Source organism: Celeribacter naphthalenivorans (genome assembly GCF_020524585.1).
GTDB lineage: Bacteria > Pseudomonadota > Alphaproteobacteria > Rhodobacterales > Rhodobacteraceae > Celeribacter > Celeribacter naphthalenivorans.
In genome coordinates this window covers 131,679-147,602 of the sequence record NZ_JAIVLK010000002.1, presented here as the reverse complement: position 1 = coordinate 147,602, position 15,924 = coordinate 131,679, and the positions used below count along the sequence as shown (strand labels likewise).

Genomic DNA, 15,924 nt, shown 5'->3' with positions numbered 1-15,924 from the left:
ACGTCCGTTCCCTAATTACTGTATCACCGTGGTGACGGAGAGCATCGTGCCAAGCACACCGAGTTCCTTGGCCGATTCATATTCCGTGCGTTTGCGTTCATCGTATGTGTCAATCTCATCAAGCTGAGCGTCATAAAGATCACGCCCCGTCGTCAGCAAATCGAGAATCTCACGTCGTCCCGCGACGAATTGCTCTTCGTAGGTGCTCAGAACTTTCTCCGACTCGCGAAGCTGCACCGCTTTGGAGCTTTCGCTCCGCCGCAAAAGGCTTAGCCGTTCCAGCGCACTGCTGGCCGTGTTCATGAGTTGACGTTCGACCCCATTGAGCGAGGCTTTCGCGCCTTCGACCTGAAGCTGGGCCATCTGAATCTGGCGCTGACCAAAGCCACGCGAATTCAGGTCCACACCTGCGGAAATCCCCAAGGCGGTTTGTGTCTCGCCGCCATTCAAATCAACGCGCCCCTGCGCCTGAAGATTGATCGTGGGAAACCGCTGCGCTTTCGCGGTGGTGATCCCCGCCTCAGCTTCGGCCACGGCGGCCCGGGCGGCGACATATTCCGGCGCGATGCGAATGGCCGCGCGGATTTTTTCGGAACTTCCGTAATGCTCCGAAAAGCCGATCACGGGCGGCCTATTGACGCTCGGCACCGGCTGACCAATGAGAAATTCCAGTTGGGCCATGGCGATTTGGCGATTGGCCAAAAGTTGCGACATCTGCTCATCCGCACGCGCAATCTCAAGGCGCGCACGCGCCACTTCGCTGTTGTCGCTGACGCCCGCACGGGCGCGATCCTGCGCCTGATCCGCCAAACGGCGCGCAAATGCCATATACTCTCTCGTATAGGCGATTTTGCGATCCAAAACCTCTACATCAAGAAAAAAGCCCGCAATCTCGAATGTCAGATCTTCGATCGCAACCTTCAGATCGGACACTGCCTGGACGCGGACCTGAGAGGCTTCTTCGATATCCGCTTTTGTCTTGCCCCAATCGAAGAGCACCTGCGTGACGCTCATGGTAAGCCCCGGACCATCACTATCTGTCGTGCTTGTGTCGCCGGAGAGGCTGATGGACGGGAAATAGGCATCGCGCGCCGCCTGAATATCGACGGTTTTCATCGCAACTTCTTGCCGCAACGCTTCGACGCCAGGATCGTTCACCGAAGCAACCAAGACCGCTTCCTGTAACGACATCTGCGCCCATGCGGCAGGTGCTGAGAAAACTGTCAGAACACAAGCGGATGCAATGAGGCCCTTCCGGACGCGTTTCCCAAGGGACCGCCCGAGCGTGCGTGTGGCTGGCAAAGGTCTCCTGCTTTCCCGCCTCATCTGAGAGTACTCACAGCCGTGGAGATAGGAAGTGAACCCAGAATTAGGGTCGGTCTCCGCATCGCTACAAAAGTTCTTAACATCATATCATCGCTATCGATTCCCCCCTGCAAAAGAGCGATCGACCCCCCAGAACAAACGTTTGACGTAGCCGGATCCACAAAAGCGGATACGGCCTTCTCATGATGCACCCTAAAGGTGAAACATTAAGCCTTTTACCACCTAAAGGTATATATTTAATACATCAAGTATTGGGGTGGAAATTTCAACCCTAGTTTACACATTACTGTGCGGCATCATCATGCGAGAACAATCCATCAAGGAGCGTATCCTCGACACCGACCGTATCAACAAGTGCCCCAGCCAAATCGCCAGTCTCACCGAGCAAGCCGCCAATGAGCTCGCCGCTGTCTTCGACCACATCACCCAGAATCGCATCCAGAGCATCGCCGCCCGCCATGACATCCGAGCTCGAGGGGCCGAGGATTTCACTCAGCAGGCTATCGATTTCACCATCCAGCGGCAGGCCGACATCGCCCGCCAAGAGCCCTTGATCGGCCAACGATCCGGTCAGGCTGTCCTCGCCCACAAGACCGGCAAACAGATCGTCGAACCCGCCCAGAGCCACCTCTGGAACGTCGATGTCAAAGACATCCTCATCGCCCAACAGGCCCGTCAGCACGTCATCGACGCCATCCAGAATTGTGTCCGTCACCTCGCCGAGAACATCTCCGACATCCCCAGCGGACGAATCGAGGCCGATCAGCGTATCGAGGAAATCACCTTCTTCCTCACCACTGACACCATCTGCCTCATCCGTCGCATCAGATCCGCCGCCCAGACCAAGCAACCCGCTGAGCAGGCCGCCATCGCCGACGAGATCTCCGATGATCGGCAAATCGCCGACCAGATCGTCCAAAAGGCCGCCCTCGCCAAACAGGTCATCGACAACGTCCGAAATGATTCCATCGTCGCCCAACACGCCGTCGAGCACCCCGTCCCCCAAAATCGGGTCAAGGATGCTGCTCAACACACCATCTTCGCCGACCAGCGCATCCATGAGATCATCGATCACACCGTCTTCGCCGAGCAAATCGGCCAACAGAGACTCATCTCCGAGCAACTCCGTCAGCGCACTCCCCAAAAGCCCATCAGGGCCAAGAAGCGCCTCCAAAGCGTCAAGATCGAGCAAGCCATCTTCACCGATCAAAGTGTCGAGCAGCGTAGCGACAAGGCTCTCATCCCCAAGGAGCGTATCGAGGATTCCACCTTCGCCCAACAGCGCGTCTAGGAGCGCATCGACAAGACCATCATCCCCAATGATGGGATCGAGAACATCCCCGAGCAGACCGCCGTCATCGTCATCGCCGTCGAAAAAATCAGCCTTGGGAGGATCATTGGAATCGCCCCCCAAGCGTGCAGCCGTTGCTTCATCGGCCTCCGCCAAAATCTCGACTGCCGCCGCATTTGCCGCACCTGCATCGGATGTCTGTGCGGTCCGCCCCGCTGCGGCAACGGCTCCAGACACAGCAACGTCAAATTCACCCAACACATCGTCGGCACCCTCATCCGCACCGACATCAGGCAATTCTTCATTGAGTTCGCCGTCCTCCGGCGCGTCTGTTTCAGCTTGAGCAATCTGGACGATGTCTTCCGACCCATCCTGTTCGGCGACCGCCTCTTGAGGCGTGCCAGCAAAGGCGCTGAGCCCCTCTGACATTCCCGCCTGCAAGGCCAAGCCCATACCAATAGCGGTGGCTGCCGCACCGTTCAGGCCGGCTTTCTGATTCATACGTTCTTGTTGGGATGCGCCCACAGGAAAAGGGTGCGCGGCCTCATCTACAGGGCGCTGTACCGGCTTATCCTGATCATTTTTCGCCATTTTCTGACGCACTCCACACTTCAAAAATCAACACGACACCCGCAACATCCACATCGAACACAAGAGGCTTCGTCGACGTTACTTACTATTTTATACGACAGAGAGAAACCCATATCCAGCATTTTGTATATAAGGACATACCTAAGTAAAAAAACGACTTCCCGAACATAACGGCGAAGCCTTAAAGCGATGTGACCTTGCTGAAACGCGGTATCAACAACGTGAAAAAGAATTCTTAAAAGAGCTATATTATTGCATAAACTCAAACAGCAAACCTCAATTCCCCCAAACACGCAGGGTCACGCCTCCCGCAAAAGCATCTAGAATATATACTTTAGTATTGTAGGAAAATTTGCGCGCAATCGCCGCCTCGCCACGCCGCAATGCACAAACCGCACTGAACAACACAAGCGGCCCAATCGTGAATCCAACCCGAATCACGATGGCCACCCCCTGCCAACCGGTCCGTTTCCAGCGCTTTTGAATGACAGGCCTCGCGTCCAACGGAAGGGCGCTTTCTCGAGCCAGAGGACATAAGCTCAGCACGCTGTGGGTGTTTGCTTTTGTCGCGCCTCCTCAGCGAAAGCAGGCACATTCTAGCGCGCCCCATTTGGGCAGCATGACCGTCGTCAGACCTTGTTGAACGATTGGGCGATTGCACTCGGAAAGGAGCCGCAACATCTGTTTGGCTTAATCCTGCCTTCTGACCGCAAGACAGACGATCAATCCAGCCCGTAGACCAAAGCGGCCCTACATCGCAGCCCCCTACCAACGCCCTCCCCCATGTGGGACAACATCAAATGAACAGGCTGGAGCGAAACATACGTGAGAAAAGCATGAAAGCCAAACGCGAAGCCCTCAACAGGCCGCAAATAACCCCGTCTAAATAAAGGGAAATGCCGCCAACACATCGCAGCAAGCACAGGTTTTCTTAGGGTATATGGCGGAGAGGAAGGGATTCGAACCCTCGAGACGGTTCCCCGCCTACACACTTTCCAGGCGTGCGCCTTCGACCACTCGGCCACCTCTCCGCCGGCGTCTATAGTGGAGATCATGGGGGGGGTGCAACCCCCCGATTGTCAGAAAATGAATGTTTTTTGACGCCGCGCGAAAGCGTCTCTGCGAAAAGGGTCTTTTGCGCCATAAAAACAAGGCAATACACTCAATCCAGATGGATCGAGACCCGGCGATTGTCGCGGCCTTTTTTCTCGAGCTTGCCGATGCGGATGCGCCCGATTTCAGAGGTGCGCGCCACATGGGTGCCGCCACAGGGTTGCAGGTCGATCTGATCGCGTCCCAGCCCGATCCGGATCAACCGCACGCGGCCCTCAGTCTGGCCCTGCCCCATCGGCGGCATGACCGACATGGTCTTGACGATGGCCGGATTGGCAATCAACTCTTCGTCGGTGATCCAATCCTCGGTGACCACCAGATCACGCTCAATCAGGGCGTTGAGATCGTCTTCGAGCGCCTGTTTGTCCGCGACGGGCTCCGGCATCTGGAAATCCAACCGGCCCTTTTCCGCGCCAATCGCCCCGCCCGTCACCGGATAGGGCAAGACAACGGACAAAAGATGCAACGCCGTGTGAATGCGCATGTGATGATGCCGTCGCATCCAATCCAAACGCTGGGTCACCGTGGCGCCAATGGGCGGCAGGGGGGCGGGTTCGGCAGGGATCAGGACGATCTCATCGCGGGCACCATTCGGTGCGCCTTTCACCGTCGTGGCAATCGTCAGGCCAGCTTTGGTGCCGCCCTCAGACCAATCCAACCGCCCGCTGTCGCCGGGCTGACCGCCCCCCGTGGGATAAAAAATCGTGCGGTCCAACACCACACCGCCCTCGGAGGTGTGGCGCAGCACCCTGGCCTCGGCCTCTTGCAGATAGGCATCTTCGCGAAACAGCAGCACGGTCATGTGCTGTCCCCATCTGCGTCGCCCTCCGCGTCCTGGTCGAAATCTTCGTCTTCCAACATCCTTGGATCGGCCTTGCTCGGCGTCTCACCCGCTGTGCTTTGCGGCTTCTGCCCCTCAGTCGCCTGACCCGCATCCGGCACCGCCGGTTTTGGCGACAAAACCTCAGGATTGCGCAGCCAGATGTCGCGCTGCGCAAAGGGAATCTCGATGCCTTCCTCGGCAAAGCGTTTCGCGATCGCGTGGTTGATGTCGTTTTTCACCGCCACGATATAGGTCACGTCCCGCAGGATCGCGCGGATCTCGAACTCAAGCGCATCGGCCCCGAAATTCAGGAACCAGACCTGCGGCGCGGGGTTCATCGCCACCATCGGCTGGTCCTCGGCAATCTCGCGTAGGATCGCCTCGACCTTGCGCGTGTCAGTGCCATAGGCCACGCCCACGGGCACGATCACCCGACCGATAAGATTGCCGCGCGTGTAGTTGGTCACCTGATTGGAAATCAGATCGGCGTTCGGCACGATCAGGTCGGTCTTGTCAAAGGTCTCGACCCGCGTCGAACGCACGGAAATATCGCGCACAAAGCCCATCTGGCCATTGCCGACATCGATCCAGTCGCCCTCGGAAATCGGCCGCTCGATCAACAGAATGATGCCGGAGACAAAGTTCTGCACGATGTTCTGAAGGCCGAAACCGATGCCGAGAGACAGCGCACCCGCGACAATCGCCAGTGCCGACAGATCGATGCCCGCCGAGACGATGGCAATGATCGCCGACAGAAAGACGCCAAGGTATCCGGCGCCCGCGATGATGGCGTTTTGGCCGCCTTTGTCGAGCTTGGTCTTCGGCAGAACGGTGCTTCTGAGTGCCGCTTTGAACAGCCGCGTTGCGCCAAGACCGATCATAAAGACGATGACAAAGGTCACAAAAACGCCGGGCGAAATGGTGACCCCGCCCAGGGACACGCCCTCGTTGATCTGGACCCACAGCTCCCAGAGCTGATCCTCGCGCATGCCCCAGATCAGCGCGAAGAACGGCAGGGACGCCACGGTGATCAGGAAGGAGGCAAAGACCGGAATAAGCGCGTCCTTGGCGCCCTCCTGTTGGCGCGTCACCAAGGCGTAGAGATCGTAGCAAAGCTTTGAGAGCACCGCGACAAAGCCCATGAGGCCCAGCGAACGCAACAGCGGAAAGACGATGCTCTTGGCCGCTTCCATATAGCCGGCCGCCGCCAGCAACACGGCCAAAACCGAGGCGATCAACACGATGCGCGCGATGGTTTGCAGGATCAGCGCGCCAAAGCCCTGACCTTCGACGGCCCCCTCAGGATGCTCTTCATCCGAGGCGGAGATTTTCGCAGGCGCCAGAATCCGCGCCAGACGAAACAGCGCAATCCCCGCCACCAGCACCAGAGGAAAGCTCAGAACCGCCAGGGTCGCGGGCGTATAGGCATCGATCTCCGCCAGCTGAATCAGCACCTCGTTGAGCACCGACATGATGCCCGCCAAGGCCCCCATGGTCATCGCCTCGACGCGGCGCACCGCCCCCAGATCGAGGATCGGCTCCTCCGCGCCCGTCGCATAGAACAGGCGCCCTGCAATCCAGCGCCAGAAGAAATACACCAGACCGATTTGCGGGATCGCGGCCATCGCCACAGCGGCGCGCGGCCCCAAGGCGCCGGTCAGCGTCGCCGCCACGAGAATGGCGATCAGGCCGATCATCGGCATCAGAATTTGCAGCAAAGAGGCCAGAAACCCCGTGACGCCCTTGCCCGCATCCCCCGACACACGAGCGCGCACCCAATTGGTGAGGCTTTCCGACCAATGCCGCCCACGCATGATGAAAATCAGCGCCACCAAAAGCGACAGGCCGATCATCGCCCCATTGGTTTTCAGCGTGCTGCGCCCGGTTTGCGAGGCGGCATTTTCCACGATGGAGGTCCAGCCCGCGACACCCGTTTGCGCCAGAGCGCCAAAGGCGGCGGGCCAAAGCGTCGGATTGAGCGGACTCGGACCGAGGCTCATCAGCTCATCGGCCTGACGTTCGGTGAGCGTTGCGTCAATTTCGGAAATCAGCCCGTTGGCACGGGTATAGGCCTCTTCGGCGGTCTTGATCGGCGCCTGCGCGCTTTCAAGTTGGCTGTTCAGCTCGCGACGCCGCTGGGTGATTTCGGCGCTTTCGCTTTCACCCTCGGCGGGCGCGGCCCCCAGCGCGTCGATCTGCGCCTTGAGCGTCTCGATCCGGGTGGAATTCGCACCCTCTGCGGAAAGGAAACTTTCACGCCAGGTGACAAGCTCACCACGAAGCGTTTCAAGCGCGGCATTCGAGGTGTCGCTTGCGGAGATTTGCTCTTCCGCAACGCGCGCCTCACTTTCCCATTGCTTGTAATCGGGTGTGGCCCCCTCTTGGGCCGCTGCCGAAAGCGGCAGGGCCAAAAGGACTATCAGGATGAATCGACGTAAAAACTGGCTGATCATACCCCTTCATATACGTCAGGCAGCGCGCGCGGTCCACGGTCAAGCCATTCCGGCACGGGCAGTTGTTTTTCCTTGAGAAACTCGGGGTTAAACAATTTCGACTGGTAGCGCGTGCCGTAGTCGCACAGGATCGTTACAATGGTGTGACCCGGCCCCATCTCGCGCGCCATGCGCATCGCGCCCGCGACGTTGATGCCGGACGAGCCGCCGACGCAGAGGCCTTCGTGTTCCAACAGGTCGAAAACGACCGGAAGCGCCTCTTCGTCCGGGATTTGATAGGCGAAATCCGGGGTGAAGCCTTCGAGGTTGGCGGTGATCCGGCCCTGCCCGATGCCTTCGGTGATCGAACCGCCCTCGGATTTCAGCTCGCCGGTTTTGTAGTAGCTATAGAGTGCCGCGCCCATCGGATCGGCGAGACCGATTTTCACGCCCTTGGGCTGAAGCGCCATGCCGACACCCGCGAAAGTGCCGCCGGAGCCCACCGCGCAGATAAAGCCATCCACCTTGCCGCCGGTCTGATCCCAGATCTCCGGGCCGGTGGTTTCGATATGCGCCTGACGGTTCGCCACGTTGTCGAACTGATTGGCCCAGATCACGCCGTTCGGTTCGCTTTGTGCAAGTTTCGCGGCCAGACGCTCGGAATAACGCACGTAATTGTTCGGATTTTTATAGGGCGCAGCGGGCACTTGAACGAGTTCCGCGCCTGCGAGCCGGATCATGTCCTTTTTCTCCTGAGACTGCGTTTCCGGAATCACGATGACGGTGCGAAAGCCCAAAGCAGAGCCGACAAGCGCCAGACCGATGCCGGTGTTGCCCGCCGTCCCTTCGACAATCGTGCCGCCGGGTTTCAGCGTGCCTTTTTTCAGCGCGTCCTGAATGATGAACAGGGCGGCGCGGTCCTTGACCGACTGGCCGGGGTTCATGAATTCCGCCTTGCCGTAAATCTCACAGCCGGTCGCCTCCGACGGGCCTTTGAGCCGGATCAGGGGCGTGTTGCCGATGCTGTCGATCATATCGCGTTTCAGGGCAGAAGGAGCAGACATAGATATATCCTTTAAATCTCGCAGTCCCTGAATGTGTAGGACGTCCATTCCGCGAACTCAAGACAGCGCCAAAGAGACAGGGAGGCTGTTCCGGTTTTTCGCGCGATGCCGGAACGCGCGTTTGCCCGAACAGCTTACCCTGTGAGGATTTCCGCCCTCAAAAAGCGTCCTGCCGAGGCGTGAGTTTGAGCCAGATGCCGTCTTTCGAGCGCACGGTGAGATGCGCGACGGGCACGGGCGTCTTGTCCGCGACGGTTTCAACTCGAAACGCCCGCAGCAAAAGCGCCAGAAACAATGGCCCCTCGACCATGGCAAATCCCGCGCCGGTACAGACCCGCGGCCCCGAGGAAAACGGGATGAAGGCGTCGCGCAGACAGGTCTTGCCGTTTTCGGTTTTGAACCGATCCGGGTCGAATTCATCAGGCCGTTCCCAAAAAATCTCATGCCGCCCGAGGTGCCAGGGCGAGAGCACAATCTGCGCCCCTTTCGGCACGTCGCGTTCGCGAAACCGCACCGGACATTTCGCCTCACGCACCATCATCGGCACCGGCGGATAGAGCCTGAGCGTTTCACGGAACACGTCTTTGGTAAAGCGCAGTTTTGAGAGGTCCGAAAACGTCGGCGCGTCGGGCAGGCTCAGCGCCTCCTCTGCCACACGGTCCTGAACCTCCGGATTCGCCGCCAAAAGCCAAAGCGCCCAAGCCAGCGCCGTGGCCGAGGTCTCATGCCCCGCGAGGAAAAAGATCGCCACTTGATCGACCATTTCCTCGGTGTCAAACCGCTCTCCCGTTTGCGGATCGGCGGTGGTCATGATCTTCGTCGCCAGATCGTCGGGCGCGGTGCCCGCTTTGATCTCCGCCATGCGTTTGGCGGTCAGATCGGTGATCAGCTTGCGGATCGCCTTGGCGCCGTCGCGAGTGCGTTTGCGATGAAACCGGGGCAACCATTTCGGCAGCGGGATGAAGGCGGCGATGTTGAGAATGGGTTGGGCGCGTTGATAGCCTTGGAACTCCTCAAAGACCTTCGAGGCGGTGTCATGGGTGATCGGGATCGAGAACAGCGTGCGGAAAATCACATCCGCCGCGCCCTCTGAGGCGTAGGGTTCGATGTCGAGCGGGCCGTCTTTGGCTCCGGTCTGATCCTGCAACCGCGCCACCATCGCCTGCCCTGCCCCAAGCATCGCCGGAAACGTGTCCTTCAGCCGCCCGCCCTCGAACGCCGGGTCGATGATGCGCCGTTGTTTGAGCCAGGTCTCGCCATTGGTCAGGAACACCGAATTGCCCAGAAGCGGTCTGAGCCCCTCTGCCACGCGCCCCGATTTGGGGAAATTCATCGGCTCCTCATTGAGCACGCGTTTGACCAAAGAGGGCTGGTTGACCAGAAAACTGCGGAAAAACGGCGTCTTATATTCCGCCATCCAGGCGCGATAGAGCTTGGCCGGTTGCGCCGAGAGAATGTCCTTGCGGAAGAGTTTGACGTAATTGCGCAGACTGGTTTTTTCCGGGCGCGGGGTCGGTTTTGGCGGGATCATGACCTATCCTCCGGCGCCATTTCGATAAATTTATTGGCCGGCGTGTCGATCCGCGAGGGGCTTGGCATCGCATCCGCAAACCGCGTGGCTAGAGTTTCGCCGCCTGCGGTGATTTTGAAATAGTCGTAGTCACCGGGCCGATCGAACGCACAGAGATACTGAAAATGCCGCCGGAAGAAACGGCGTTTCATGGTGGCCTGTTTCTCGGGGCTGAGCGTCTGGGTGAAGGCGGCCGACATCACCAGCGGCCATTTTTGCCCGTCAGGCGCCACGCCAGAAACCTTGATCGGATCGCAGAGCGCGAAAGAACACGGGTCGCCCGGCGCCGTGACATCGAGCCAGAAAAGCTCAGGACGCGCCGAAAGATAGGCCAGATCGCGGCGCAGCACCTTGGCCTCCGGCAAATAAGACACCATCGGCACGACATGACCAAGGGTCAGGAAGGACAGAACGGGGCCTGCCTTAGCCCCCTCGCCCGCCCGGATCAGATCGGCCAGAATAGACACGCCCAAATGCGCGCCGGAGCTATGTCCGACGAGCAGAACCTCGTCCCAATCCTGCGTGAGCGCCTCAGCAATCTCGGCGCGAAACGCGGCCATGCGAGCGTCCAGCATCGGCGGATTGGCCCCGCGCCAGCGCGCCGAAAACCCGTAGTCATGCATCAGATAATAGGCGAACAGCTTGCCGTCTTTCGCCTTGAACCAACGCAAAAGCAAATAGCCCGCGATCAGGCCGAGACCAAAACCGATCCAAGCCGCCCCCATGAGACCCGCGATCCAAGTGATCGCCCAGACCAACAAGAGCGCAATCAGAAGCTGCGCCAGCAACACGCCAATCGGGTAAAGCGCGGCAATGACCGGCCCGCGCCGGAGCTTCATAAGGCGAAACAGCGCGCCCGTGGAGATGTAAATCCAGGCGGTGCGCGCAAGGATCAGATAGGTGCGGAAAATCCCCGCCTCCATGCTGCCTTGCACGATGTCGGACCAGACGAGGACGTCGATCTCACTCTGAGTCGCCTGACCGTCGATCTCGCCGCGAACGGACCAACCGAAATTGCGGCCCTTTTTCGGGGAAAGCGTGAGGGAATAGCCGGAGATTTCCGCCTGCGTCGCGCCCTCTTTGCGGTACAATTCGCGGTAGCGGCGCGGCGGAATGGGGTCGTAGCCGGGGATGTAAAACACCCGACGCCGTTTAACCTCTTTACCCTGCTCGCTCATCCCGAAACCTTTAACGTTTTCGGTACACTAGCGCGGGTTTGGGGCGAAATTAAGCCCCTTTAACCCAGTTGACTCAGCGCCGGGAAGGTTTCCAAAAGCCAGTACGACAGGCGCGAGAAGGCGCCGGTGACCATCAGCAGGCCGACGAGCAGAAGAAGCCCGCCCATGATTTTCTCAATCAGCCCCATATGGCGTTTGAGACGGTTCATCAGACCGACCGCGCGGGTGATGAAAATCGCAGACAAGAGAAACGGCAGACCGAGGCCAATGGCATAGGTCGCCAAAAGCGTGGTGCCGCGCGAGACCGACCCTTCAGAGGCCGCCATCGACAGGATCGCGCCCAGTTGCGGCCCGATGCAGGGCGTCCAGCCGAAAGCGAAAGCGAGGCCCAAAACGTAAGCCCCCAGAGCGGTGCCGCCCTTGTCGCCCGCGTCCAGACGCGCTTCGCGGTCGAGGATCGGAATGCGGAACACAGACAGGAAATGCAGTCCCAAAATGATGATCACCACGCCTGAGATGCGCGCGAAAAGCACCTGATTTTTTAGGAAAAACATCCCAAAGGCCGAGGCCGTGAAGCCCATGAACAGGAAGACAGTCGAGAGCCCCAAAACGAACATCAGAGCGGGCAGGATCGCCTTGCGAGAGGCCTTGCCGCCGCCGGTCAGCTCATTCATCGAAATCCCGGACATATAGGCCAGATAGGGCGGCACGATGGGCAGGACGCAGGGGCTGAGAAACGACACCATCCCCGCCGCAAGCGCGACGAACATGGAGGGCAGAAGCGTGGCGTCAAAGAGATCAATTCCGAACATATTTTGCTCATGCCACAGGAAAGCGGTTCTGACCAGCGTCGTGACTGTCGCAGCGGCTCACATTCTCGTTTGAGAGTGCATCAAATGAAAACGGCCGGGACTGTGCCCGGCCGTTTCATGTCTTTGCGAGTGTGCTTTAGAGGGCGTGCCTTAGCGGCTCCACCAGCCCCGGCGCTTCGGCTTGTCCGCTTCCGGTTCAGCCTCCGCATTGGCGGGTTCTGTCACGGGTTCGGGCTCCGCTGCGACCTCTGGCTCAGCCGGGGCCTCTGCCACAGGCTCCACCTCGGGCGCGACCTCAGCCACAGGCGTTTCCACGACCTCGGGCGTTGCTTCTGGCACGACCTCGGCCACCTCTTGCGACGCCACCTCAGGCGCGGCCTCGACAGGTGGTTGCTCTGCTGCCTCTGCCGCAGCTTTTTCCGCCTCAGCGGCAGCTTTCGCGGCTTTGTCGGCCTCGATCTCCGCCTTGGTGCGACGCTTGCGCTTCGGCTTCGGCGCCTCCTCTGCAGCGGCCTCACCTGCAGCTTCCGCAACAGGCTCTTCGGCCTTTTTGCGACGGGTCCGGGTGCGCTTCGGCTTTTCTTCGACCGGAGCCTCTGCGGCCTCCTCCGAGGTTTCTTTGGCGGTCTCTTTGGCGGCCTCGGCCCCCTCCTCAGACGCCACCTCTTCGACCGGTTCGGCCTTTTTGCGGCGGCTGCGGGTGCGTTTCTTCGGGGCCTCTTCGGTCGGAGTGTCCTCAGACGTAGACGCGGCCTCAGCCTCTTGCTGAGCCTCCGGAGCCTCAGCGCCCTCGCCCTCAGAGGTTTCCCCCTCTTCGGACCCAGTCTCGCCGTTTTCACCGTTTTCGTCACGCGACTTGCGACGGCGACGACGACGACGGCGTTTCTTCGGCTTTTGATCCTCGGAACTCTCTTCCGAAGTCTCAGCGGCGCCCTCCTCGGCCTCGTTCACATCTTCTTCGACCTGATCCTCGACCTCATCGTCGTCGTAATCCGACATCAGATCGGCAGAGGCAGAAATCACCGTCGCGCTCACTTCCGGCACCACGCGGGTGGCGGTTTTGAATTTCTCGATGGAGAAGTCCGGCGAGATCAGGAAAGGATCGGCCTCGATGCGGATCGCCATGCCATAGCGCGCTTCGATCTGGGCGATCATTTCGCGTTTCTGGTTCATCAGATAGTTGACGATGGCCACCGGCGCCTTCAGCAGCACCTCACGGGAACGCTTGCGCGTGCCCTCTTCTTCGAGCTGGCGCAGGATCGACAGCGCCATGTTGTCGTCGGAGCGGATCAGACCGGTGCCGTGGCAATGCGCACAGGGCTGGGTCGTCGCCTCAAGCATGCCGGGACGCAGACGCTGACGCGACATTTCCAACAGGCCGAAACCGGAGATACGGCCCACCTGAATGCGCGCGCGGTCGGTTTTCAGCTTGTCTTTCAGACGCTTCTCGACCGCCGTGTTGTTGCGACGCTCTTCCATGTCGATAAAGTCGATCACGATCAGACCGGCCAAGTCCCGCAGACGCGCCTGACGCGCCACCTCTTCGGCGGCCTCCAGGTTGGTCTTGAGCGCGGTGTCCTCGATCGAGCCCTCTTTCGTGGCGCGGCCCGAGTTCACATCGACGGCGACCAAGGCTTCGGTCACGTCGATCACGATGTAGCCGCCGGATTTGAGCTGAACCACCGGGTTAAACATGCCCGCGAGGTAGCTTTCGACCTGATAGCGCGCAAAGAGCGGCAGTTGGTCGGCGTAATGCTTCACGTTCTTGGCGTGGGACGGCATGATCATGCGCATGAAGTCCTTGGCCTCGCGATAACCCATCTCGCCCTCGACGAAAACCTCGTCGATGTCCTTGTTGTAAAGGTCGCGGATCGAGCGTTTGATCAGGTCGCCTTCCTCGTAAATCTTCGCCGGTGCGACAGATTTGAGGGTCAGCTCGCGGATCTGTTCCCACATCCGTTTGAGATAGTCGTAATCGCGTTTGATCTCCGTCTTGGTGCGCTGTGCGCCCGCCGTGCGGATGATCAGACCAGCGCCCTGCGGCACTTCCAATTCGCCTGCGATCTCTTTGAGTTTCTTACGGTCTGCGGCGTTGGTGATCTTGCGCGAAATGCCACCGCCACGGGCGGTGTTCGGCATCAGGACACAGTAGCGACCGGCCAGAGACAGGTAGGTGGTCAGCGCCGCGCCCTTGTTGCCGCGCTCTTCCTTGACGACCTGCACCAGCATGACCTGACGCACTTTGACGACTTCCTGGATCTTATACTTGCGCGGACGCGGTTTGCGTTTCGGGCGCACTTCCTCGTCGGTGTCATCGTCGGCGACGCTTTCGATGGACTCGTCCTTGTCAGCGGCCGTCTCGGCGTCGTCTTCGTCAGAGTCGTCTTCATCGTCAGACTCATCATCAGAGTCTGCGTCGTCTTGGGTCGCCTCGTCGTCAGATGCGCCCTCTTCCGCCGTTTCCGCCGCATCTTCCGGCTCTTCGACCGGCGTTTCCTGCACGGTGAATGCGGGCGATGTGCCCTCTTCGACCGACGCCTCTGCGGTTTCGGCCTCTTGAGCCGGCTCTTCTGCAACGTCGTCAGCAATCAGAGCATCGGCCTCGGAGGCCTCCGGCTCGATCACATCCATGCCAGAAACCGGGCCAGAAACAGCGCGCGTGTCAGCCTCAGAGCCATCCTCTGCGGGCAGATCGACCTCTTTGGTCTCCACCGCATCCTCGCTCTTGAGCCCTTCCGCTTTCACGTCACCGGATTGGGTCTCATCGGATTTCGAGCGCGACCGCGTGCGGCGGCGGCGAGAGCGTTTGGGCTTGTCTTCTTCCTCTTCGAGCGCTTTGGCATAGGCCAGCTCTTCGGCCAGCAAGGCCTCACGGTCCGCAACCGGGATTTGGTAGTAATCCGGGTGGATTTCAGAGAACGCCAAAAAGCCGTGGCGGTTGCCGCCGTAATCCACGAAGGCCGCCTGCAAGGACGGCTCGACGCGCGTTACTTTTGCGAGGTAGATGTTGCCAGCGAGCTGGCGTTTGTTTTCCGATTCAAAGTCGAATTCCTCGACCTTGTTTCCGTCGACCACCACAACGCGGGTTTCCTCCGCGTGGGTGGCGTCGATGAGCATTTTCTTTGCCATTGAATTTGTCTTCCGGCACCCGATACGGGCGCGCCCCTGTTGAAAGAGGCGTCGCGGGTCAGCGGGTGATGTTTTGGGGCGAGCGGATCGGCTAAGGCAGCGGTCGCAAACGCACAGCGGCCAAGGGCCCCCGTGTCTGCGTTTCTTCGTGCCTGTGCGCGTTGCATCGCGTTTCTTCTCCGGCGCATCGCGTGATCTTTGTCACTCTTGCGCCCATTTAAATCCCGCGGGCCCTCAAAGGACTGTCGGGACGGTTCGTGCCGAGGTTTTGTCATTCCATGCGGCGGTATCGGTCTGTTCTGCGGGCGGTGCCTTACAGTCGATCGTTTTCGCGACCCCGGGCCTCCAAAACACGCATACAGCGAATCTTTCACACGCGGTTTCCGGGGCGGGAATGCCACCAAGCGGACCTGCGTTCTTATATCAGTAGTGATGCATGTGCCTTTAGACAACACGCAAATTCATGGAAACGACATTTTCGGCCACAGTTCGCCCTAAGTTCACCCTTAAAAAGCGGCTCAAAAAGCGTTTCGCCGCATAAAATAGCGCAAAACCGATTAACGAAAGCTTTTCATGGATGAACAGCCAAAGCTTT

At 59.5% G+C, this 15,924-nt stretch carries 9 protein-coding genes and 1 tRNA gene; all 10 read right to left on the bottom strand.

The window, feature by feature from the left end; all coding sequences use genetic code 11:
- Positions 1 to 15: 15 nt before the first annotated feature.
- The 10 genes from LC094_RS04320 to LC094_RS04275 all read right to left on the bottom strand — a co-directional run bounded on the left by LC094_RS04320 (position 16) and on the right by LC094_RS04275 (position 15,329).
- On the bottom strand, positions 16 to 1,191 hold the full coding sequence (locus LC094_RS04320) for a TolC family protein (RefSeq protein ID WP_226550509.1): 1,176 nt from the start codon (positions 1,189 to 1,191) through the stop codon (positions 16 to 18).
- Between the two features lie 418 nt (positions 1,192 to 1,609).
- On the bottom strand, positions 1,610 to 3,118 hold the full coding sequence (locus LC094_RS04315; RefSeq protein WP_226550508.1) for a hypothetical protein: 1,509 nt from the start codon (positions 3,116 to 3,118) through the stop codon (positions 1,610 to 1,612).
- Positions 3,119 to 4,149: 1,031 nt separating this feature from the next.
- Positions 4,150 to 4,239 (bottom strand) — tRNA-Ser (locus LC094_RS04310).
- Positions 4,240 to 4,370: 131 nt separating this feature from the next.
- A complete protein-coding gene (locus tag LC094_RS04305) occupies positions 4,371 to 5,123 on the bottom strand; it encodes an alanyl-tRNA editing protein (protein WP_226550507.1) in 753 nt (250 codons plus the stop codon).
- Complete coding sequence (locus tag LC094_RS04300; RefSeq protein ID WP_226550506.1) at positions 5,120 to 7,597, bottom strand: DUF3772 domain-containing protein; 2,478 nt, start codon at positions 7,595 to 7,597, stop codon at positions 5,120 to 5,122. Before LC094_RS04300 ends, LC094_RS04305 begins: the two co-directional genes overlap by 4 nt.
- Positions 7,594 to 8,640 (bottom strand): cysteine synthase A, encoded by a 1,047-nt coding sequence (locus tag LC094_RS04295; protein WP_226550505.1) that lies wholly within the window; start codon positions 8,638 to 8,640, stop codon positions 7,594 to 7,596. The genes LC094_RS04300 and LC094_RS04295 overlap by 4 nt, the downstream gene beginning before the upstream one ends.
- A gap of 157 nt (positions 8,641 to 8,797) precedes the next feature.
- On the bottom strand, positions 8,798 to 10,171 hold the full coding sequence (locus LC094_RS04290; RefSeq protein ID WP_226550504.1) for a cytochrome P450: 1,374 nt from the start codon (positions 10,169 to 10,171) through the stop codon (positions 8,798 to 8,800).
- Positions 10,168 to 11,388: a hypothetical protein gene (locus LC094_RS04285; protein WP_226550503.1), complete on the bottom strand. Its 1,221-nt coding sequence runs from the start codon at positions 11,386 to 11,388 to the stop codon at positions 10,168 to 10,170. The genes LC094_RS04290 and LC094_RS04285 overlap by 4 nt, the downstream gene beginning before the upstream one ends.
- A gap of 59 nt (positions 11,389 to 11,447) precedes the next feature.
- Entirely contained in the window at positions 11,448 to 12,200 is a 753-nt protein-coding gene (locus LC094_RS04280; protein WP_226550502.1) for a cytochrome c biogenesis CcdA family protein, read from the bottom strand.
- Between the two features lie 150 nt (positions 12,201 to 12,350).
- Complete coding sequence (locus LC094_RS04275; RefSeq protein WP_226550501.1) at positions 12,351 to 15,329, bottom strand: Rne/Rng family ribonuclease; 2,979 nt, start codon at positions 15,327 to 15,329, stop codon at positions 12,351 to 12,353.
- Positions 15,330 to 15,924 lie beyond the last annotated feature (595 nt).